Origin of the sequence: Providencia stuartii (assembly GCF_029277985.1) — a bacterium.
Classification (GTDB): Bacteria; Pseudomonadota; Gammaproteobacteria; order Enterobacterales; family Enterobacteriaceae; genus Providencia; species Providencia zhejiangensis.
The window spans coordinates 3760750-3783812 of record NZ_CP119546.1; the positions used below are offsets into that span (position 1 = coordinate 3760750).

General features: G+C 41.9%; 21 protein-coding genes. 14 read left to right on the top strand and 7 right to left on the bottom strand.

The annotated features are described in order from the left end of the window. Positions 1–2: 2 nt before the first annotated feature. The 7 genes from nit1 to P2E05_RS17025 all read right to left on the bottom strand — a co-directional run bounded on the left by nit1 (position 3) and on the right by P2E05_RS17025 (position 9394). Entirely contained in the window at positions 3–857 is an 855-nt protein-coding gene (nit1, locus tag P2E05_RS16995) for a deaminated glutathione amidase (protein ID WP_249999319.1), read from the bottom strand. Beyond that, positions 857–4651, bottom strand: a complete 3795-nt coding sequence (gene yhdP, locus P2E05_RS17000; RefSeq protein WP_276122923.1) for an AsmA2 domain-containing protein YhdP — start codon at positions 4649–4651, stop codon at positions 857–859. The genes nit1 and yhdP overlap by 1 nt, the downstream gene beginning before the upstream one ends. A gap of 22 nt (positions 4652–4673) precedes the next feature. Then, positions 4674–6143, bottom strand: a complete 1470-nt coding sequence (rng, locus tag P2E05_RS17005; protein WP_154624884.1) for a ribonuclease G — start codon at positions 6141–6143, stop codon at positions 4674–4676. Beyond that, the gene (locus tag P2E05_RS17010; protein ID WP_154624883.1) at positions 6140–6727 is read right to left on the bottom strand and encodes a Maf family protein; all 588 of its coding nucleotides are present in this window, start codon (positions 6725–6727) and stop codon (positions 6140–6142) included. The genes rng and P2E05_RS17010 overlap by 4 nt, the downstream gene beginning before the upstream one ends. Positions 6728–6765: 38 nt before the next feature. Further along, positions 6766–7254, bottom strand: coding sequence for a rod shape-determining protein MreD (gene mreD, locus P2E05_RS17015; RefSeq protein ID WP_154624882.1), 489 nt, complete (start codon positions 7252–7254; stop codon positions 6766–6768). A 40-nt stretch (positions 7255–7294) separates the two neighbouring features. Beyond that, positions 7295–8263 (bottom strand): rod shape-determining protein MreC, encoded by a 969-nt coding sequence (gene mreC, locus P2E05_RS17020; protein ID WP_154624881.1) that lies wholly within the window; start codon positions 8261–8263, stop codon positions 7295–7297. Between the two features lie 87 nt (positions 8264–8350). Further along, positions 8351–9394, bottom strand: coding sequence for a rod shape-determining protein (locus P2E05_RS17025; RefSeq protein WP_154635575.1), 1044 nt, complete (start codon positions 9392–9394; stop codon positions 8351–8353). Positions 9395–10033: 639 nt separating this feature from the next. Here P2E05_RS17025 and P2E05_RS17030 point away from each other — a divergent pair. The 14 genes from P2E05_RS17030 to P2E05_RS17095 all read left to right on the top strand — a co-directional run bounded on the left by P2E05_RS17030 (position 10034) and on the right by P2E05_RS17095 (position 23063). Further along, on the top strand, positions 10034–11017 hold the full coding sequence (locus P2E05_RS17030; protein WP_154624879.1) for an oxidoreductase: 984 nt from the start codon (positions 10034–10036) through the stop codon (positions 11015–11017). 232 nt (positions 11018–11249) lie between these two features. Then, a complete protein-coding gene (aroQ, locus tag P2E05_RS17035) occupies positions 11250–11702 on the top strand; it encodes a type II 3-dehydroquinate dehydratase (RefSeq protein WP_163863012.1) in 453 nt (150 codons plus the stop codon). A gap of 30 nt (positions 11703–11732) precedes the next feature. Next, the gene (gene accB / locus P2E05_RS17040; protein WP_154624877.1) at positions 11733–12209 is read left to right on the top strand and encodes an acetyl-CoA carboxylase biotin carboxyl carrier protein; all 477 of its coding nucleotides are present in this window, start codon (positions 11733–11735) and stop codon (positions 12207–12209) included. 12 nt (positions 12210–12221) lie between these two features. Continuing rightward, positions 12222–13568 (top strand): acetyl-CoA carboxylase biotin carboxylase subunit, encoded by a 1347-nt coding sequence (accC, locus tag P2E05_RS17045; protein ID WP_154624876.1) that lies wholly within the window; start codon positions 12222–12224, stop codon positions 13566–13568. 141 nt (positions 13569–13709) lie between these two features. Further along, positions 13710–14057 (top strand): YidH family protein, encoded by a 348-nt coding sequence (locus P2E05_RS17050; protein ID WP_154624875.1) that lies wholly within the window; start codon positions 13710–13712, stop codon positions 14055–14057. An 8-nt stretch (positions 14058–14065) separates the two neighbouring features. Further along, positions 14066–14368 carry a DUF202 domain-containing protein gene (locus tag P2E05_RS17055; protein ID WP_154624874.1) on the top strand — a complete coding sequence of 101 codons (303 nt, stop codon included), beginning with the start codon at positions 14066–14068 and terminating at the stop codon, positions 14366–14368. A 141-nt stretch (positions 14369–14509) separates the two neighbouring features. Beyond that, a complete protein-coding gene (locus P2E05_RS17060; RefSeq protein WP_154624873.1) occupies positions 14510–14752 on the top strand; it encodes a YhdT family protein in 243 nt (80 codons plus the stop codon). Continuing rightward, a complete protein-coding gene (panF, locus tag P2E05_RS17065) occupies positions 14742–16205 on the top strand; it encodes a sodium/pantothenate symporter (RefSeq protein WP_196713633.1) in 1464 nt (487 codons plus the stop codon). The genes P2E05_RS17060 and panF overlap by 11 nt, the downstream gene beginning before the upstream one ends. Positions 16206–16222: 17 nt before the next feature. Beyond that, entirely contained in the window at positions 16223–17107 is an 885-nt protein-coding gene (prmA, locus tag P2E05_RS17070) for a 50S ribosomal protein L11 methyltransferase (RefSeq protein WP_272657266.1), read from the top strand. A 316-nt stretch (positions 17108–17423) separates the two neighbouring features. Continuing rightward, a complete protein-coding gene (gene dusB / locus P2E05_RS17075) occupies positions 17424–18389 on the top strand; it encodes a tRNA dihydrouridine synthase DusB (protein WP_154624870.1) in 966 nt (321 codons plus the stop codon). Between the two features lie 24 nt (positions 18390–18413). Then, positions 18414–18710 carry a DNA-binding transcriptional regulator Fis gene (fis, locus tag P2E05_RS17080; RefSeq protein WP_004258438.1) on the top strand — a complete coding sequence of 99 codons (297 nt, stop codon included), beginning with the start codon at positions 18414–18416 and terminating at the stop codon, positions 18708–18710. 975 nt (positions 18711–19685) lie between these two features. Further along, a complete protein-coding gene (locus P2E05_RS17085; RefSeq protein ID WP_269723629.1) occupies positions 19686–20720 on the top strand; it encodes a threonine aldolase family protein in 1035 nt (344 codons plus the stop codon). Continuing rightward, positions 20717–21883, top strand: a complete 1167-nt coding sequence (locus P2E05_RS17090; protein ID WP_272657264.1) for an MFS transporter — start codon at positions 20717–20719, stop codon at positions 21881–21883. The genes P2E05_RS17085 and P2E05_RS17090 overlap by 4 nt, the downstream gene beginning before the upstream one ends. Beyond that, the gene (locus P2E05_RS17095; RefSeq protein WP_272657263.1) at positions 21855–23063 is read left to right on the top strand and encodes an ATP-grasp domain-containing protein; all 1209 of its coding nucleotides are present in this window, start codon (positions 21855–21857) and stop codon (positions 23061–23063) included. The genes P2E05_RS17090 and P2E05_RS17095 overlap by 29 nt, the downstream gene beginning before the upstream one ends.

Genomic DNA, 23063 nt, shown 5'->3' on the forward strand with positions numbered 1-23063 from the left:
GTTTACTCTTTTTCTGTTTCTTTTTTAATCAATGACGTCAGTTGCGGTCTAAAGCGGTTATGTTTTACCACTCGAATTTGTTCCCGCATCCCATGTAAACTCTCTGTTTGAATATTTAAAACTGTTGAAGCGACAGCATCAACATTCTTTTTCATTACTTTGCCCCAGCCATCAACGGCTAAGGTATGTCCCCATGTTCTACGGGTTCCATGCACACCAACCTGAGCAGGTGCGAGTATAAAGCATTGGTTCTCAATCGCTCTTGCTCTTAACAATGGCTCCCAATGTGCTTTGCCGGTATAACGTGTGAAAGCGGCAGGGACAGAAATAATTTCAGCACCTTGCTCACGCAAAGCCTGAAATAAGCCAGGGAAACGAAGATCATAACAAATCGTCATCCCTAAGCGACCGACGGGTGTATCCACCACTGTAATGTGTTCGCCGCGCTGATAAATCACAGACTCATTATAAGTCCCCTGTTCATCTTCAATATTCACGTCAAACATATGAATTTTGTCATAACGCGCCTGAATTTTTCCTTGGGAGTCGATTAAAATACTGCTGCTCGTAATCCGCTCAGGATCTTCACGGCTAATCAATGGCATTGAACCAATGAGGATCCATACCTTATAGCGTTTTGCCATCATCGCGATAGCTTCTTGCAGAGGACCTTGTCCTTCTATTTCAGCTTGCTTACGGTAAGTCGCCGCATCCGCAAACAACAATGCATTTTCAGGTGTCAATACTAGCTCAACAGTCTCTGGCAACTGCTTAATTTGCTGCTCAATCTGTGCCAAATTATGTTTAGTATTTTTACCGCTGCATAACTGCAAAAGTGCAACATTGCCATTTTTCATTACTCTTGAGTCTCCTTTAGCTGACGCAATACTTCATCAATTTTTGGTTCATCCAAGCTTCCTGTTACACGATAACGTATTACAGAAATTTTGCTCCATAACGGACCAAGGACTTTTGATGCAGCAAATACTGCTGCTCCTGCAAATGGGTTAACTGCAAATGCTGTTGCTACTCCTACTGTAGCAGATATTTCGGGAGTCACTACTGCTTCACCATTAATTTGGCGTTTCACCAAATCAATTTCCCCACTTAACGCAATATCTGCCACTAACCCATCAATGTATACATCTTTTGTTGATAGGATACCATTATGGATCTTGGCGCTGCCTTTAATTGAATCAAAGTCGAAGTCATTACTGAAGGTATCGCGAAAATCAAATTGAAGCTTGCGCAATAGTGCATCAAAGCTCACAAGGCGTAACAACTGTCCAGCTCTTCCCCCGCCCATTTTAGCAATCGCACCTTTACCTAGCTTGGTCGACAATTTGCCATCAAGGGTGGCAATATCTGGAGACCATGGAACATCTTGCCAGTTTAATTGAAAGTCAATGGTATAAGGTGCATCAATAATTGGCACTAAAACACCATAGTAGGCTGCCGTATTATCAAATTGCTCGCCGCTTAGTGAGCCTGCAATCTGTGTCCGATTTTGTTGGCCACTTTGCCAAACTGCATCTAATTTTAATTGATTGACGCTATTGGTTAATGTTCCACCACTCAGTTGCAAGGTATTACCTTGAGGCAGCAAGTGAGCGTTGATCTTGCCTAACTTTTGTCCACCTGCCCAACAATCTTGGCAATGAATCGTCATTTCAGGCCAATAGCTAAAATCAAATGAAGCGCTATCATTATTGCTCGTGGTTTGTTGTCCCGGAAATGCGGTTGGATTGTAATACAGATAATCGATATTTAGTGCCCATGGTTGATTAGCAAAGATCTGGAGTTCACCTTTCAGGTTTTCGCTTGAAACCTTTATCAGTTGCTCTTCAGCTAACAAGCTGAATGAAAGATCTATGTTTTTCCATGCCTGACCACCTAAAGACAGGGAAGGTGTTTTCACCCTCACCGTCTCAGGTAAGCGAATATCGAATGGCTGACTCTTTTGTTTTGGTGAAAATAGGGTATCAAGGGTTTTAAACCAATTTGGGTTAGTGATAGGCGGTAAATCTGCCAATAACGTCGATGACTTAGGTAATTCGGGGGCTTTTCCCTGCCATTGAGCGACTGTCGCTTTATCTAACCCTAATTTCGTTCCACTCAAATCCCATTGGCTATTAAAACCAACACGTTGACCAATATCACCGCCAATCACAAGGTGGTCCGTTGAGCCTTGAGCCGTCGCATTCATTGAACCTAACTCTTTTAATAAATGGTCATCCAAAGCAGGTAAACGACTTTTTAATTTATCTAGCCCTGCCTTGAAAGCGACTTTCAGTGCCATTTTTTCGCTTGCCGCATTCGGTAATAATATTTCAATTTGGCTGCTCCAATCACTGCTGCCAGCAAGCTTTTGTTTTATGGAGTCAGGTAATTGCGCAATCTTTGCGAGATCCCAATTTCCTTTCAAATCCACATTTACTTGATAATTTTTGGGGTTATCCTGAGTGGAAAAGTCTATTGCTACCGGCTGACCAAACCAATGCCCTGCTAACCTGTTGCCAACTAAGTTGCCATTATTGAATTGGAAACTTCCACTTAGCGCCGTCAGTTTGCTCGCAATTGGCTTAATAAATAGGTCGTTTTTATCTAAATAAACCTGCCCTTTGGCAACCACCTCTTTACCTGCCGATAGTGGAATGGATAATCCAAGCTCCCCTTTCACACTACCGCCAATTTGTAATTCGTCTAGTGTGTCACCAATCGAGTGTTTCATTGGTGTTGTGGTGAAATATTGTTGAATTTGAGAACCTGTCCCCGCGAGATCCGCATTAATAAACAGCATCTCATCTTGATATTCAGGAATGTCTGCCGTTAAATTTGTCGCAATCGCATCGCCCAATTTAACTTTTTCGGCACGCATCGCCAAACTGGAACGTTGGAAATCAAGATTAATATCAAGGTCAAATAGCGCAGGCCAGCCTTCATCATATTCAAACGTGGCATTATGTAATGGTACGAATACCTGAAACTGTCCATCGTTACCATAAAATGGAAAATGTGCAGGGTCCCCTTTAAACACCAGAGTAGCTTCATCGACTTTCCCTGCAATAATGGCTTTGGATAAGTAATCCGCTAGCTCTTGCCCCATCAGTTTTTGAGGGAAATAGCGCCATGCATCACCAGCATCAGTCACACTAATGCCAGCTAATATGCTCAGGTCACTCTCATCACGCTTTTTCGAGGTTAAAAAGTTAAATTGGCCGTTAGCCCAGACTGAGATAGCTTGGACATCAATGCTATCGCTCCATAGTCTGAACTGGCTGTCATCATTTTGCCAATAAAAACGCCCAACCGCCTTGCTCACTTTAAACGGCGCTTTAAATTCTGGCTCATAGTCAACTTCACTATTTTCTAGTGAGGCATCCAAAACACCTCGTTGCATATTGCCCACTAAAACCCCGGTAAAGTGGTCAACTGAAGGCAATTGCTTCCATTTTTTCCAGCTAACATTCTGCCAGTCCATATCGATTTGCGTATGGTCGAGTTGTTCTGGCGTGATATCCAAAGAAAAAGCAGATAACACCCCTTTAGGTTGGCGGTGCTGCCAATCTTGTACCGTTTCAGGAGTTACAAATGAGAACGTGGGTAATACTTCACTTAAGCGTTCTAGCTCAATATTTTTAGCTCGGATACGCCAATGGTCTTGTTGGTTATATTTCATCGATGAGGGAAGATACAGCACCGAAACACTGCCATTTGGCCAAATATATTCGTTTGTTTTTAATGTATTTAGCTCAGGAATGTTAAATAACCATCCTTCACCCTGTCTTCTCATTCGAATCAATAAATCATTAACTTGTAGGTTCTGGGCTAAAGGCGCCTCTCCCCAGTTGGCTTCACCTTGGCGTAACTGTAGTAACCCGCTATCAATACGATTATTTTTAATACTCACCCAAGAAGATAAGCTGAAATTAGCGTCGCGTAATCCTGTATTTTCGCGTAACCACCGGCTAAGCCATGGTTGCATATCAATGTTATCGGCTTGCAGATAGACAGTGCCGTCACTCAAGATGCCATTTTTATCTTTCACATCCAGTTTGACCTGCAAAAAACCATGCTGCTTATTAATCGTCTCTAGGCTAACAAAGCCTTGAGCACGATGACGCTCTTGTTCATTAAGCCATGTTAACTCAGGTAAAATAAGCGTCGTTTTTTGTTCTGAAGGAGTGAGAAATGTGAGTTGGCTATTTTTCAGCGTAAAATGATTAAACTGTTTTAAAAATAGCCCTTCAATGCCGTCGCTATCGATCGGTTCAGCGCTGCCTTCGAAACTAAAAGGCACCTTATAATCCACATCAAGTTGATAAAAGGTAATATCTCGAAAACGCCATGTTAAAGAAAGAATAGAACGCCAAATATCCAGTTCAATCGCAATTTTGCTGGCTGTTGCATCAACCTCAGGGTTATGAACAACCACATCCCTCAAGGTAAAAACAGGTCCAAAAGATTGCCAAGCACCTTCTATCTCACCAATTTGTAGTGAGATATCAGTATTTTTTTCAATATAAGCAATAATGCCTTGCTGATAATGATTAACATTCGGTAAGAAGAAACGTAGCCCTGTTAACAGCAATGCACAAAGCAGCAGCACGATAGCCGTGGTCATCCATACTACTCTTGGCAGTCGTTTCACCCGTTTCTCCTTCAAGTAAACACTACATCATGATGACGTCAAATTGTTCCTGACTGTATAAAGACTCAGTCTGAACTTTAACCTGCTTACCAACAAAGATTTCAACTTCGGCTAAAGCATGAGATTCATCACCCATCAGTGCATCAACCACCGCTTGAGAAGCATAAACTAAGAACCTATCGGCATCGATAGTACGATGAACACGCACAATTTCTCGCAGAATCTCATAACACACGGTCTCAACAGATTTAACCGTTCCTCTACCTTGACAGGTCGGACACACATCACATAACACATGCTCAAGGCTCTCGCGTGTACGCTTGCGTGTCATTTCAACAAGCCCCAATTGAGAAAAACCATTAATCGTGGTTTTCACCTTATCTTTACTCAATGCTTGTTCCAAAGAGGCCAGAACGCGGCGGCGATGTTCCAAATCACCCATATCGATGAAATCAATGATAATGATCCCACCCAAATTTCTGAGTCGTAACTGACGAGCGATAGCTTGAGTGGCTTCTATATTGGTATTAAATATAGTCTCTTCGAGATTACGATGACCAACAAATGCCCCGGTATTAATATCGATAGTGGTCATCGCTTCTGTTTGATCGATAATCAGATACCCACCCGATTTCAGCTCAACTTTACGATCCATTGCGCGCTGAATTTCATTCTCAACATCGAACAAATCAAAGATAGGCTGATTGCCTTGATACAATTCAAGCTTAGCCGTCATTTCAGGAACATATTCATCAATAAATTCTTGTAACTGCTTATAGGTTAGACGAGAATCTACGCGAATTCTATCCAATGAAGCGCCAGCGAAATCACGAATTATCCGGTAAGCGAGTGACAATTCACCATAAATTTTAGTGCGAGTGATATTACGTTTCTTACGTTCAATCACTTTTGCCCATAAACGTTTGAGGAAAGCGGCATCTTGCTTCACTTCATCTTCGCCCACCCCTTCCGCGGCGGTACGTATAATAAAGCCACCGTTTTCATCACAATATTGAGACACACACTCTTTTAAACGTTCGCGTTCACTTTCACTCTCGATACGCTGTGATACCCCGACATGGGATGCGCCGGGCATGAAGACCAAGTAACGCGACGGTAAGGTAATATCCGTGGTGAGTCTTGCACCTTTGGTTCCTAGCGGATCTTTCACCACTTGGACAATGAGGTCTTGTCCTTGCTTAACCAGTTCCGCAATATCTCTAACATGAAAGTTTTTCTGCTCTTCACCCGCAATACATTCAGTGTGTGGCATGATATCAGACGCATGCAAAAAAGCGGCTTTATCGAGACCAATATCAACAAAGGCCGCCTGCATACCGGGCAACACACGGCTCACACGACCTTTGTAAATATTCCCTACAATTCCTCTTTTTGCTTCTCGCTCTACATGTATTTCTTGCAAAACACCGCCATCTATATAAGCTACGCGCGTTTCAGATGGTGTAACATTTACTAATAACTCAGCAGTCATGACATCCCCTTACCATCACTTAGCGCTAAAAATCGTTGTATTAATTCATCTGTTTCTACTAAAGGTAAACCGACAACCGCATGGTAACTGCCATTAATTCGCCTAACATAGCATCCCCCCTTTCCTTGTATTCCATATGCACCGGCTTTATCCATTGGCTCCCCTGATTTGATATAATCCTTTATTTCCGCTACAGATAATTCGCGGAACGTCACATCTGTCACAACGAGATGCGTCAATGTGTGATCCTTGTTTGAGATTGCGACAGCGGTCATCACTTGGTGCGTATTGCCAGAAAGGGATAACAACATTTCTTGCGCATGTTGCTCGTTACGGGGCTTCTCTAAAATTTGATTATTAAGAACAACAATTGTATCAGCGCCAATGACAGGATAATCGTTGGCGGCTATTTTGACGCCAGCCTGTGATTTTTCTCGAGCCAAACGTTGCACATAAGCTTCTGGGGTTTCACCCTCTTGCCATTGTTCCTCAACGACAGGGCTCAATATATCAAAGTGATAACCCAGTAATTGCACTAATTCTCTTCTTCGTGGTGAACCAGAAGCTAAATAGATATAACTCATAAACGATATCCTAGAGATAATTGCCCGCCGCTAAAATCTTAACACACTGAAAACTGACGGCGAATTTTCCGTAATAGCAAAAACAACCATGGCCACAGGATACCATTCACAAGACTATTCCAGAATACTTGTGGGTGGAATAATACTTGTGAAGAAACAAATTCTGCCCAAAATACCGTCATATCCAATATCACGGTCAGTAAGACAATCATTAAGGCTTGCTGCCACAGCGCCATATTTCTCAGTAACTGGTATTTGTAAGAGACAAGATAGCAGATAATACTGTAAGAAAGGGCATGAACCCCTAGCGCTGAACCTTGAATAGAATCAACGATGATACCAAGAATAAAGCTTGTGCCAACACTGACACGATGTGGCAACGCCATCACCCAATAAATCAAGATCAACAATAGCCACGATGGCCTGTAAAACGTAAATTGTTCAGGCCATGGTATCACTTGTAAAATCAATGCGATGAAAAAAGAGATCCAGATAATACTGCGACCATTACCACGATATTCATCCATTTAGCTTACCCTCTTTTACCCATAGCCATTGCACCTTCCTTTATGGTTGGGCTTCCTGAGACAGTGATGGAGGTAATGGTGGTCCCTGAATTTCACTAGGATTTGGTAATACCTGTGGGAGCACCTTCATCAGACGCTCATTCGCAGCACGATATACCTCAGAAGGCTGTAATGGTGTAACGGTATCATTGTCATTACCCCATAATAGCAACAAATAACGTAAGCGTTGTAACTCAGCACTCGGGCGCGCACTAATGATCGTATAAGCTCGCTGAGTATCATGCTTCACGTTTGAGACAACAGCGACTGGGTATCCTTCAGGGAAACGCCCACCAAGCCCTGACGTCACCAGTACATCACCAACACGAATATCGGTATTTTCAGGTAGTGGCTCTAACTGTAAATCATCTGCACAGCCAGAACCGGCGGCTATCACACGAATATCATTACGTAACACTTGAACCGGCAGGGCATGCGTAGTATCGCAAATCAATAAAACACGGCTACTAAACTGGCTGACGCCAACAACTTGCCCCACAACACCTTTATCACTGATAACGGGCTGACCTTCATAGACGTTATCATTCTCACCTTTGTCGATAACGACTTGATCACGATAAGGGGTATTGGCACCAGAAATGACCTGAGTCACCATCATATGTTCGTCTTGGCGCAGGGGCGACCCGAGAAGCTCTCGAAGACGTGAGTTTTCTTGCTTGAGTTGCTCTAACAAAAGACTATCGGCTTTTTTTAATAGCAACTCTTGACGTAATGCCTTGTTTTCAAATTGAAGTTGCTCTCGTAAGGCGAAATTTTCCGACACATTATCAAGAAACTGACGCGGGCCATTCGCCAAAAAGTAAAATGGGCTGACCGCCGTGTCTAAATAGTTACGGATTTTATTGAAAGGCTCAAAACGATGGTCAATCACTACCAGTGCTATTGCGGCAATGACAGCAATAAAAATACGCAACTGGAGCGATGGCCCTCGCCTAAAAATCGGCTTCATGTATGGCTGAGTTTCACTAAATTCAGAGGAACAAAAATAGGCAAAGCAGCAGCTGGGGTAACAACCCCAGCTTGCCTATGGCGTTATTTAGTCTTCGCTAAACAGATCACCGCCGTGCATATCGATCATCTCTAATGCCTTGCCACCACCTCGAGCAACGCAAGTTAAAGGATCTTCTGCAACAATAACAGGGATACCTGTCTCTTCCATGAGTAAGCGATCAAGGTTGCGAAGCAGTGCTCCCCCCCCCGTCAATACCATACCACGCTCTGAAATATCAGAAGCTAATTCAGGAGGACATTGCTCTAATGCTAACATCACAGCGCTAACAATCCCCGTTAGTGGCTCTTGTAATGCCTCTAAAATCTCATTTGAGTTCATTTTGAAGCCGCGAGGAACACCTTCAGCAAGGTTACGTCCACGCACTTCAATTTCATAGACTTCATCAGTTGGATAAGCTGAACCAATGCCGTGTTTAATACGCTCAGCCGTTGCTTCACCGATTAAAGAACCATAATTGCGACGCACATAGTTAATGATTGCTTCATCAAAGCGGTCACCACCAATGCGAACAGAAGAAGAATACACAACACCGTTCAATGAGATAACAGCAACTTCAGTCGTGCCACCACCAATATCAACCACCATTGAACCCGTTGCTTCAGAAACTGGTAAGCCAGCACCAATTGCGGCTGCCATCGGCTCTTCAATCAAAAAGACTTCACGTGCGCCTGCGCTCAACGCGGATTCACGAATCGCTTTACGCTCAACTTGCGTTGCACCAACAGGTACGCAAACCAACACTCGTGGGCTTGGACGAAGAAAACTATTGCTATGCACCTGTTTGATAAAATGCTGCAACATTTTTTCAGTTAAGAAAAAGTCAGCAATAACACCATCTTTCATCGGTCTTATTGCGGAAATATTGCCTGGTGTACGCCCCAGCATTTGCTTAGCTTCACCACCTACGGCTGCGACGCTCTTTGGCGTGCCAGAACGATCTTGGCGAATAGCGACAACAGAAGGTTCATTTAATTTTACGCCTTGTCCTTTGACATAAATGAGGGTATTGGCCGTACCCAAGTCAATTGACAGGTCATTAGAAAACATGCCACGAAATTTTTTAAACATAACGAAAGGGTTATCCTGCAAGCTGGGGACGAATAAAAACCCGTCTACTCTACCAACCACTTGAAGCTGTCTCAAGGCGTTAATGAGCCGCTTCAAAAAATATGGTTAATCCATCTGTTGTTACAGTATAAATTACTGTACATGCCTCTTTTGAAAACGAAGCAGATAACAACCTTTAAAAATAGCCATTAATTGGTGAGTAAATTTAACTTATTTATGAATGAATAAATCTATCAACAGCTAATCGCTCTTTGGTTGTTATATACGCCGTCTTCTGTTCCACCCTGTGTTGACAAGTTTTTATAGCTACAAGTTCAAATAAATTTCTTGTTATTTTTTTATTGTTGCACATCGACCAACTTCACAGCTAAATATGTGCATTTTCTGTATGTTAGTTACATAAACCACCAAATGACCTATGTAATATTACCTATACACAAACAGAAACCTTCTTAACGTGATATTCTGCACGATAAAACAGTATTTATGCCAGAAAAAATTACATTTTTACAAATTAATTACAATAACAACAATACTACCATCACAACTTAATTAACATCGATGAAAGTACTAAAGTTGATATCATCAATTATACTCAATTTTACTCGGAAAATTCCCATATAAAATTAGGAGCGAAGTATGAAAGCCCTCGTCCTACAGAAAGAAAATGACCAGCTAACAACCGAAATACAGACCATTCCTACCGAGCAACTCCCCGCAGGTGATGTTATCGTTGATATTCATTGGTCTACATTAAATTATAAAGATGCCTTAGCCATCAATGGCAAAGCCGGTATTGTCCGCCAATATCCCATGGTGCCTGGTATTGATTTTTCGGGTGTGGTACATCATAGCGAGGATCCTCGTTTTAGCGTTGGGCAACATGTTTTACTCACCGGTTGGGGCGTAGGCGAAACACATTGGGGTGGACTCGCAACTCGGGCTCGAGTGCCTGCTAATTTCCTCACCCCGCTTCCTGAACATCTGTCATTACGCCAAGCCATGATCATTGGCACTGCCGGTTTTACAGCCATGCTGTGCGTTAACGCATTAGAGGATGCGGGGATAACGCCAGATAAAGGGGAAGTGATCGTCAGTGGAGCCAGTGGAGGAGTTGGTTCCACCGCAATCCAACTATTATCATCCCTTGGCTACGATGTGGTCGCGATTTCTGGTCGCCAAGAAAATAGTGATTACTTGCAGCAAATCGGTGCCAAAAGCGTGTTACCTCGCAGTGAATTTACGTCGCCCGCGAAACCCTTAGACAAACAACATTGGGCGGGGGCTATCGATACCGTTGGCGGAGATGTACTGGCAAATATACTGGCACAAACGCACTACAACGGTGCCGTTGCTGCTTGTGGCCTGGCGGGCGGTTTTTCACTTCCTACCACCGTCATGCCATTTATATTGCGTAATATTCGTCTACAAGGTATCGATTCTGTTTATTACCCTGCCGCAAAACGCCCAGCAGTGTGGCAGCGCCTTTCTCAATTACTTCCTGAGTCATTTTATACGCATATCACATGCGAAATCACTTTGGAACAATCCATCGAGTATGCACAAAAGTTCTTAAAAAATCAGATTACAGGGCGTACACTTGTTAATGTTTTAAGTGCATAAAATACAACGTGTGCGGATAAATTCAAAAATTTGGATTGCCGCACAATTCAAAAAATAAGTTCGGGTAATTTCTCTGATAAGACCAGTATTTTGCTGTCATATGCCACGAAATAATTATAATAGTGTTTTTTATCCGTAAAGATTTCATTTATTTTTATGATAAAAGATGACAAACCATCAACATCAGGTTATGTTGTCAGGTTATTGACATATCGTCGGAGTTAGCAACACAATGACAGAAGATACTCACATTTTACTCCTCAATGGACCGAATCTAAATCTACTTGGTACTAGAGAGCCTGACAAATACGGCAATCTCACGCTAGTAGACATAGTTTCCAAACTAACGGCGGAAGCGGAACATCTAGGCGTAAAATTGAGTCATTTTCAGTCGAATGCAGAGCACGAATTGATAGATAAAATTCATGCAGCAAAGGATAACGTCGATTTTATCCTGATTAATCCAGCTGCATTCACGCATACAAGTGTTGCCCTGCGTGATGCATTGTTAGCAGTTGCACTCCCGTTTATCGAGATTCACCTGTCTAATGTGCACGCCAGAGAACCATTTCGCCATCACTCCTATCTCTCCGATAAAGCTGTCGGCGTAATTTGTGGTCTTGGCGCTGATGGTTACAGTTTCGCGTTACAGGCAGCGGTTAACCGTCTGTCATCAATTAATTAAATCCAAATATAAGAGTACGGAATCATATCCATGGATATTCGTAAAATTAAAAAGCTGATCGAGCTGGTTGAAGAGTCTGGCATTTCTGAACTGGAGATTTCTGAAGGTGAAGAATCAGTACGTATCAGCCGTGTTTCAGCGACTTCTCAGGTTATGTCGGCACCTCAACAATTTTATTCAGCTCCAGCTGCACAACCTGCATTAGCAGCGGCTGTTGCACCGGCTCAAGAAGCACCTGCTGCAACGCCATCCACCGCACCTGCGGCTGTATCGGGTCATCAAGTACGCTCTCCAATGGTTGGTACTTTCTACCGCTCACCAAGTCCAGAAGCAAAACCATTTATTGAAGTTGGACAAACTGTCAATGTTGGCGATCCACTTTTCATCATTGAAGCGATGAAAATGATGAACCAAATTGAAGCAGAAAAAGCAGGTGTTGTGAAAGCAATCCTGGCACAGAACGGTGAGCCAATTGAATATGACCAGCCGTTGGTTGTTATCGAATAACGAGGCGTTTCCATGCTGGAAAAAATTGTCATTGCTAACCGTGGCGAAATCGCACTACGTATTCTTCGAGCCTGTAAAGAATTAGGTATCAAGACCGTAGCCGTTCACTCCGCGGCAGATAGTGATCTAAAACATGTGTTGTTGGCTGACGAAACTATTTGTATCGGTCCAGCCGCATCCACAAAAAGCTACCTGAACATTCCCGCTATCATTTCAGCGGCAGAAATTTCAGGTGCTCAAGCTATTCACCCAGGATATGGTTTCCTGTCTGAGAATGCTGATTTTGCAGAACAAGTTGAGCGTTCAGGGTTTATTTTTATCGGACCTAAAGCTGAAACCATCCGCCTAATGGGCGACAAAGTTTCCGCTATCGAGGCGATGAAACTTGCAGGTGTACCTTGCGTCCCCGGTTCCGATGGCCCTCTTGGCAGCGATACAGACAAAAACCGAGCTATCGCACAGCGTATCGGTTACCCAGTGATCATTAAAGCATCGGGTGGCGGTGGTGGTCGTGGTATGCGTGTCGTACGCCATGAAAAAGACTTAGATTCATCAATCAGCCTAACCCGTGCCGAAGCTAAAGCGGCTTTCAACAACGATATGGTTTATATGGAAAAATTCCTTGAAAACCCTCGTCACGTTGAAATCCAAGTTATGGCTGATGGCCAAGGTAATGCTATCTATTTAGCAGAACGCGATTGTTCAATGCAACGTCGCCACCAGAAAGTCGTTGAAGAGGCACCTGCGCCGGGTATCACGCCTGAAGTTCGCCGTAGTATCGGTGAGCGTTGTGCAAATGCCTGTATCGAAATCGGCTACCGCGGTGCGGGAACATTCGAATTCCTGTATGAAAACGGTGAGTTCTACTTTATTGAGATGAACACCCGTATTCAAGTTGAGCATCCTGTAACAGAAATGATTACGGGTGTTGACTTAATTAAAGAACAGCTACGTGTTGCTTCAGGCTTACCGTTGTCTGTCAAACAGGAAGATATCGTTGTTCACGGTCATGCGATTGAATGCCGTATCAACGCAGAAGATCCAAACACCTTTATGCCTAGCCCAGGTAAGATCACTCGTTTCCATTCTCCGGGTGGCTTTGGTGTGCGTTGGGAGTCCCATATTTATGCAGGCTATACCGTGCCTCCATATTATGACTCAATGATTGGTAAGCTGATCACCTATGGTGAAACTCGTGAAATTGCGATTGTGCGTATGAAAAACGCACTGAATGAGCTTATCATCGATGGTATCAAAACCAACATTGAACTACACCAAATGATCATGAATGATGAAAACTTCCAAAAAGGTGGTACTAACATCCACTATTTGGAGAAAAAATTAGGTATTCAAGAATAATATTCTGAATCACTAAAATAATTCTTTCATTCATCAAATACCGGAAAACACCCTTTCCGGTATTTTTTTGCATCATGAGCAAGAGCTATTTAATATAGTCATTCATTACAATCAATCCAACCAACACAGTGAATAATCGCCATGGCCTTCAAACATCATGATTGGAAAAATATTGGCAAAACACCGGACTACCGCTTTTCCCTAGCAAATGAAAGAACCTTCCTTGCGTGGATAAGAACCGCATTGGCCTTGTTAGCAGGGGCAATCGCTATCGAACAGCTACTGCAAGACTCTTGGTTAAAAACCTTATTAGCGCTTTTTCTGTCATCGGCTGGCGGCATTACCGCAATCATGGCACTGTATCGTTGGCGACAAAACGAGATTGCAATGCGTAAAGAGGAACCTTTGAAATATACCTCTTTTCTCACCATGATGAGCCTGTTTATTGTCTCTATTGCCTTAATTTCCTTACTTTACATCTTACTATAGGTATAGTGATGCGTGACCCTGGCTTACAACCAGAAAGAACACAACAAGCTTGGAGCCGAACTTTACTGCTATTGGCGATCAATGGATTGCTTTTTTTTCGCTTGGGATTATTAGCGTCGTCATGGCTTATGTTTTCTGCTGCACTGATTGCTATCACGCTACTGGGTATCATTAGCTGCAAAAGACATATTTCACGCTCTTATCAAAACAATGGACTAAAAATTGATAGTGCACTTTTTCTCTACATCACTGCGTTCGCTATCTTCGCGATGTCAATTCTATTTATCCTCTCTCTATTCGTAGACAAATAATCCCTATTACCCTACATACACGCCATATTATTCGATGACAAATCGAACATATTCAATAGCCTTTATCGGTTTTTTTACACACATCCCTAGGTTTGTCGTACAATCGCTGATTATTTTTATTTCTATGAGGGGGAAATACGTATGGATAAACGTTTTCTTCAATCAAATAAGGAAGCCCGCTGGTCATTCTATCTGACCATCGCCTATTTAATTGGGTGGGTGATTTGTGCCTATCTTCCAAGCAATACCATTGGAATTACAGGCTTACCTGTATGGTTTGAATGGTCCTGTCTCATTCTACCCATCATTTTCATTTTACTGTGTATTATGATGGTCAACATTATTTTTAAAGATATTCCATTGGAGGACAAGGATGCAGACTGAAGTCCTACTCCCTCTAATAGGCTATCTCGCTTTGGTATTTCTGCTATCTGTGTACGCTTATCGCAAACGCACACAGGGAGCTTTCCTCAATGAGTACTTCCTCGGTAATCGTTCGATGGGTGGCTTTGTACTTGCAATGACCATCACCGCGACCTATGTGAGCGCCAGTTCCTTTATTGGTGGACCAGGAGCTGCCTATAAATACGGTTTAGGCTGGGTGCTACTGGCGATGATCCAATTACCCGCGATCTGGTTATCGTTAGGCGTACTTGGTAAAAAATTTGCTATTTTAGCTCGCCGATATAATGCCGTAACATTGAATGATATGTTGTATGCACGTTATCAAAGCCGCTTTTTAGTCTGGTTTGCAAGCCTCAGCCTGCTGGTGGCTTTTTTCGGTGCGATGACCGTGCAATTTATTGGGGGAGCCAGATTGCTCGAAACCGCAGCCGGTATCCCTTATACCTATGGCTTAATCATTTTTGGTGTCTCAATCGCGCTCTATACCGCGATTGGTGGTTTCCGTGCTAGTGTGCTCAATGATGCCTTACAAGGCCTTGTTATGCTGCTAGGAACAGTGATTTTACTCGTCGCCATTATCTACCATGCCGGTGGACTCAGTGCAGCAGTCGGAAAAATACAGACCATTGACCCTAAATTGGTATCAGTAGAAGGCGCCGATGATATTTTGAGCGCACCTTTCCTTGCGTCTTTCTGGATTTTAGTTTGCTTTGGCGTTATCGGGCTACCACACACCGCAGTGCGCTGTATCTCCTATAAAGACAGTAAAGCTGTTCATCGTGGTATTATTTTAGGCACGATAGTCATGGCAATGTTGATGTTTGGTATGCACTTTGCCGGAGCATTAGGCCGTGCAATTCTGCCAGACCTCACTATCCCTGATCAGGTTATCCCGACATTGATGGTACAAGTATTGCCCCCATTTGCGGCCGGTATTTTTTTAGCGGCGCCAATGGCAGCGATCATGTCCACCATCAACGCACAACTACTGCAATCATCAGCAACCATAGTTAAAGATATCTATTTAAGTGCGGCGCCAGCACAAATTCGAAATGAGAAAAAACTGGCTCGTATTTCCAGTTTTTCAACCTTGATACTGGGTGCTTTGCTGCTCTTTGCCGCATGGGATCCGCCAAAAATGATTATTTGGCTTAACTTATTGGCGTTTGGTGGACTGGAAGCCGTCTTTTTATGGCCACTTGTGCTAGGCCTCTATTGGGAAAAAGCCAATAGTAAAGGTGCTATCAGCGGTATGGTCGTTGGCGGTGTCTCTTATGCACTACTGGCATCATTTAAAATCGAGCTGTTAGGCTTTCATGCCATTGTACCTTCATTGGTATTTAGCCTTATTGCTTTTATTATTGGTAATCTTTTCGGTAAAAATCCAGTACAATCGGCAGCCAATCAATTGGCTACGCCCGCAAAAAATTAAGTAAAAAGAGAATCACTATGCCTTGGATACAACTAAGACTTAACTCAACTGGACAACACGCCGAAGCACTTGGCGATGAACTCATTGAGAGCGGTGCCGTTTCGGTTACCTTTCAAGATAGCCATGACACCCCAGTATTCGAACCGCTCCCTGGAGAAACGCGTTTATGGGGGGATACTGATGTTATTGGCCTCTATGATGCAGAAACGGATATGAAAAGGGTTGTTGCACAATTAGAGAACAGCCCTCTTCTCGAAAAAGGCTTCATTCATAAAATCGAACAACTTGAAGATAAAGATTGGGAAAGAGAATGGATGGACAATTTTCATCCAATGCGCTTTGGGCAACGTCTTTGGATCTGTCCAAGCTGGCGAGATGTTCCTGATCCCAACGCCGTCAATGTGATGTTAGATCCCGGCCTTGCTTTTGGCACGGGAACTCACCCAACCACTTCATTATGCTTAGAGTGGCTAGACGGACTCGATCTTGAAGGTAAAACCGTTATCGACTTTGGTTGTGGATCCGGCATTCTTGGCATCGCAGCCTTGAAACTCGGTGCAGCGCAAGCCATTGGGATCGATATCGATCCTCAAGCCATAATCGCCAGTCGTGATAATGCTGAACGCAATGGTGTTTCAGAACGCTTATCACTCTACTTACCTAAGGATCAACCAAAAGAGCTACAAGCTGACGTGGTCGTCGCGAATATTTTAGCCGGCCCATTACGTGAGTTAGCACCTATGATCAGCGTACTGCCACGTTCAGGCGGTTTATTAGGGCTTTCAGGTGTTCTGGCTACACAAGCAGAAGGCGTTGCCGACGCATATCGTGAGCTATTTGCAATAGACCCTATCGCAGAAAAAGAGGAGTGGTGTCGTATCACTGGTGTCAAGCGTTTTTGATAAATTTATAATAAAAATCAGTGAATAATTTCTTTGAAATTGAAGCGGGAATAGATTATCTTATAGCTCAAATATTGTTCAACTGCTGGTGATTTTCTATCCTGCTTGAGATTTGAACAGGTCAACAATGATTTTTGTGGATTTGCTATAAATTCACTTAACCAGTTGTTATATAAGACTAATAATTGTTTCTTGAAAAAATCAAGATAAAAAAATTAGTAATAAATAACGGTTTGCTCAAAGTTTGTCCTTTCATATCTCGAAAAAAATGCGTAATATACGCGCCCTTGCAGTCACAGTATGGCCCCCTTTAGTTATGCGAATCGGACAATATCAGTTGCGAAACTGTCTTATTGCTGCCCCCATGGCAGGCATAACAGATAGACCATTCCGGTCCCTCTGTTATGACATGGGTGCGGGTATGACAGTCTCAGAAATGCTTTCTTCTAATCCACAGGTTTGGAAGACAGACAAATCGAGACTTAGAATGGTTCATCGCGATGAACCGGGGGTGCGTTCCGTTCAAATAGCTGGCAATGATCCCGATGAAATGGCCGCAGCAGCTCAGATTAATGTTGAGAGTGGTGCCCAAATCATCGATATCAATATGGGCTGTCCAGCTAAAAAAGTGAATCGTAAGCTTGCGGGTTCAGCACTCTTACGTTATCCCGACTTGGTAGAGTCTATCCTGTCGGCGGTAGTGAAAGCAGTTGATGTTCCTGTCACACTGAAGATCCGCACAGGTTGGTCACCTGAAGAACGAAACTGCATAGAAATTGCCAAATTGGCCGAAGATTGTGGTATTCAAGCATTAACTATTCACGGCAGGACGCGTGCCTGTTTGTTCAATGGTGAAGCGGAGTACGACAATATACGGGCAGTTAAGCAGACTGTTGCCATTCCGGTTATTGCCAATGGCGACATTACTGACCCGCTTAAAGCCAGAGCTGTCTTGGATTACACAGGGGCGGATGCCCTGATGGTAGGACGAGCGGCTCAGGGAAGACCCTGGATCTTTCGGGAAATCCAGCATTATCTGGACACAGGTGAAATGTTGCCCCCCATGCCAATGGCAGAGGTGAAGCGCATTATGATAGCGCATGTACAGGAGTTGCACGACTTTTATGGTCAAGGCAAAGGAGCCCGTATAGCGCGCAAACATGTCTCTTGGTATTTGCAGGAGCATGCACCTGATGACCAGTTCCGGCGCTCATTCAACGCCATTGAGGACGCCAGCGAACAGCTGGAGGTGTTGGAAGCATTTTTTGAATACTTTGCGTAAATAAAGATAAGAGCTGACAGAACTATGTTCGAACAACGCGTAAATTCTGACGTACTAACCGTTGCTACTGTAAATTCACAAGATCAAGTAACTCAAAAACCATTGCGTGATTCAGTTAAGCAAGCACTGAAGAACTATTTTGCTCAATTAAACAATCAAGATGTTAACGATTTATATGAGCTGGTATTGGCTGAGGTAGAGCAGCCTTTGTTGGACATGGTTATGCAATATACCCGTGGAAACCAGACCCGTGCAGCCCTGATGATGGGTATCAACCGCGGTACGCTGCGTAAGAAACTGAAAAAATACGGCATGAACTAATCCTAGTCGGTTAATGCCGTGTTTTTAGAAGCACTTCTTGTTTTCAGGAAGTGCTTTTTTATGACCTAAATAAGTCATCTCACTATTGATAACCTCTCCCCACCTGAATATCGATTGATGCTATTTATTGTGCTCACGTTGCGGCCTTCAGCAATTTGAAAATACCTCGCATGTTCCGCTGCATACTAGAGACTATTTTGTAAAACCGCGCGATATCTACCATGATAGGAAAAATGAAGCCACACATGACTCTATCAAGGTAAAAGGGCTGTCGTTAAACCTTTCGGCATCAACTACCTTCAAAAGGGGTTAAGCCATCTATGCTTATCCGCAAATCGTTTTCTATTGGTATGCGATAGCTTGATCCTGCTGACAATAAGCCCTCTCAAGAAGCCACTTGAAGATCATCACGATCATATCATATCGTTTCCCATCACACTCTCATCGTTCGCTCACTGACTTATCACATTTCGATCTCGCTTTGAGCATATCGCATATAGATTGCAGCGAAAAATCAAATCAACCACAGCACAGATAGTAGATAAATCAGCGTATATTGTTAGCGTTAGCCGATAAATTCTTTTATCCCCCGCATAATCGACAGACCTCAACCCCTGGTGCTATACATTTAGATGTCATAAAAACTGCCACTCATATGCTCAGGTGATGATTTAATGATGCTTCGAATTAATTAATCGCCCCTAAAAAGATCACCTTATTCACTTTGAATAATGGTGAGATTAAAAATATATATGACATCTATTAATTTGGATATTAACTTATTAAAATAATTTAAATTACAACTAATTATAAATCATAAAGCATGATACCGCTCACAATTACCTTGTTATAAAAAATAAAAACTTGTTTTGTAAAAATATTATTTATAGATTCATAAAAATAATTTATTCCTATTATGACCGAGAAATACCCCCATAATGATTCAACTTAAAATAATTAGGAATAAAACTATATATGGAACTCATTGACCTTCGAAGTGATACATTGACAAAATTAAAGCCTGAAGATTTACTGGATATAAATTATGATTACATCGGTGATGATTGTTATAATGAAGACCGTTATGTCAAAATGCTGGAATTTAAAATTGCCGACCTTTTTGGTAAAGAAAGCGCGCTATTTATGCCTTCCGGAACCATGAGTAATCAAGTTGCTTTGCGAGTACTATCAAAACCAGGGGAAGAGCTGATAACTGAAGTAGGTTATCATGTTTGTTTTTTTGAGTCCTCACAAACTGCGGCATTAAATGGCCTAGTGATTAATAATGTGCACACTAAAAGTGGCATATTAACAACGTCTGACGTATTAAATGCGTTCAATAATAAAGCTCGTTGGTCAAATTTATACGCTACACCTAAAATTATATCAATAGAAAGTAGTATTAGCACTTATGGAGGAATGATTTTTCCGCTTGATGAAATATCCCAATTAAGAATGTTATGTGATGAAAGAAAAATGTCTCTTTTTTTAGATGGTGCGCGCGTATTAAATGCATGTGTATCGCTCGGTATTTCACCTAAAAAATATACTGAACACATTGATATGCTAAATCTTTGCCTATCTAAAGGCGTTGGTTCGCCGTTTGGTTCTATGCTTATTGGAAGACAAGATGAGATTGATAAAGCCAAAAAAATAAGAAAATGGTATGGTGGAGCACTACACCAATCAGGGCTGATGGCTGCCATCGCATTAAACAAATTAAAAAATTACTCTTCCCGTCTAGAACGTGATCATATAAATGCTAAAAGTCTAGAATTAATATGCACTAAATATTTTCAACTCGCTTATCCCGTTGAAACAAATATTGTCATGATAAAAAGTCATAATGCGGATGCTCTAGTCAACAAATTGAAAGAATACGGTGTATTAGCGACGGCATGGACTGCAAATACTGTTCGTTTTGTCACTAGCTCTAATATTAATCATGAAATGATTAATCAAATAAAATCCATCTTTGAAACGATAGATAAGCATAAAGGTTTTCTATGATAAATAAAATAATTACGTCGCGTTTTCTTTCTGGCCTATCTTTTTATAGTTTTTTACCTTTCTATTCAATTTACCTTATAAATTATAAAGGTATTAGTGAAGAAAACGTGGCTGTTATTTTATTTATATTTCTATTTATTAGTCGAGCATGTTCATTATTCACGCACTATATTATTGATGCTATCGGTTATAAACTGACATTAATATTTAGTTATCTTGTTGCGGCTATATCCCTTCTATCTATCTATGCGATGACTGACGTCATAGCCATTATGTTTATTTCCGCCATCATTGGCGCCGGTTTTTCTATTGCGAATGTTTGCACGAGTCTTTTTATTGCTGAAAATAATAATCACGCCGAACGTGTTAAAAATTTTTCGATTCTAAATGTTGCCGTCAATATTTCATCTGCAATTGGCGGAGTGATAGGTGAATGGTTTTATCATGGCTTTTATTCGGGAATTATTATCCTGCCAGCTGTCGTCATGCTGTCATCATCGCTCTATTCTTGCACATTAAACAATGTGAAACACAGTCATAGTAATCAGCAAAATAACGATAAAGTGGTGGCAACCTTTTCTGAGTGGGTGCTATTTGTTTGCTATAGCTCAATCTCTTTTTTTATGATTGGTTTAATACTCAGGAATCTCGCCTTTCACTTTGAAGCGAATCATAACGAGACTATTCGCTATGTCTCCGTTTCTTCACTATTTGCATTAAACGCGATACTCATCATATTGTTACAAGTGAAATCAACCTCTTTACTGTCAAAGCAAAGTACTAAAAGACAGATTATTACTTATAAGTTAAGCCTAGTATTCGTGTCTATCTTGCTATTGCTATTTGATTTCCAGTCAGCTTTAAGCCTGTATTTATTAATCATACTATTTACGCTAAGTGAGTTAATTTGGAGCCCCTACAACAACAGCCTATCTATAGAAAAATGCCCTTTTAAAAATAAAAAATTATCACTCTCTCTATGCATCTTTTTCTGGGGATTAGCCGAGTCTGGTGGTGCCTATATGGGAATTATGGCAGATCGCTATCAGTTGCACGTCCTTATTCCATTTAGCTCATGCCTAATGCTGATTTCTTTATTCTCTATCGAAGGTTTACTCACTAAAAGGAAAAGTCATGAAAGCGATTATATTTCTAGAGTGTAATCTCTCAGGAACTGGCGTAAGGGCGATTCAGATAGCAAAAAATGCAGGTTACCAGACAATATTATTGACCAAACAGCGCTCGTTCTATGAGCATATTGCAGACAATCCATTAAACGTTGTCGATCATGTCGCTGAGGTAAATACAGATAGCCTTACAGCGGTCATTAATCATGCCATGAATTATCCAACTTATGGTATTGTCGCGTTCGATGACTATCGATTAATTACTGCCGCAGCGGCTTCCCATGCATTAGGTTTACCTTCACCGCCAATTAAACCTTTAGTGTTATGCCGATATAAGCAAAAGACTCGTGAACGATTGAGCCAATACCATCAAGGTTTTCAATATCATGTTATCAATATTAAGGACACTATCGATACCTCAAATCTATCATTTCCATTGGTCGTAAAACCTTGCGACGATAGTGGTAGCAGTAAAGTCACGATTTGTCATACGCCTATAGAACTGACCAACGCAATCCAAGAGATCTGTCACTTTAGGGTTAATCAACGTGGCTACGAATTATCTTCAGATTATCTTATTGAAGAATTTATTCATGGTGATGAATATAGTGCCGAGGCCTACTGGGATACCTCCTCAAATCAATGGGAAATACTGGGAATAACCAAAAAATATACAACGACAGGGCAATATTCCGTCGAGGTAGGTCATGACTTCCCTTGTGAATTACCCTCCTACCCTGAGATTAAAACCACCTTAATTAATTGGCTTAAACACATTGGGTTATCTCATACCGTCGTACACGTCGAGTTTAAATTACAGAATGATTCCATCACACTGATTGAAATCAATCCACGGGTTGCAGGAGGAATGATCGATAAACTGTGTCAAATCGCGACAGGGTTCGACCTTGTACATTGCTATTTATCCCAGTTCGTAAAAGATATGGAATATACCCCTCAGTTAACGCCAGAAAAATGTTATGCTTCGATTCGATTTTTAACAGCGGATAAAGCCGGAATAATTAACCGTATTAAACCCACATTTCTATCATCCCAGCCATTATTATCTAATTTTGTTCCTACGCCTTTAAAAGTTGGTTCGCTGAAAGATAGTTATAGTCGTTTAGGTTACGTTATTACACATGCAACAACCCAAGAAAAAGCCATTGCCGATGCCGAAACTTATATAAAACAGATCAAAATAACTTACGCATAA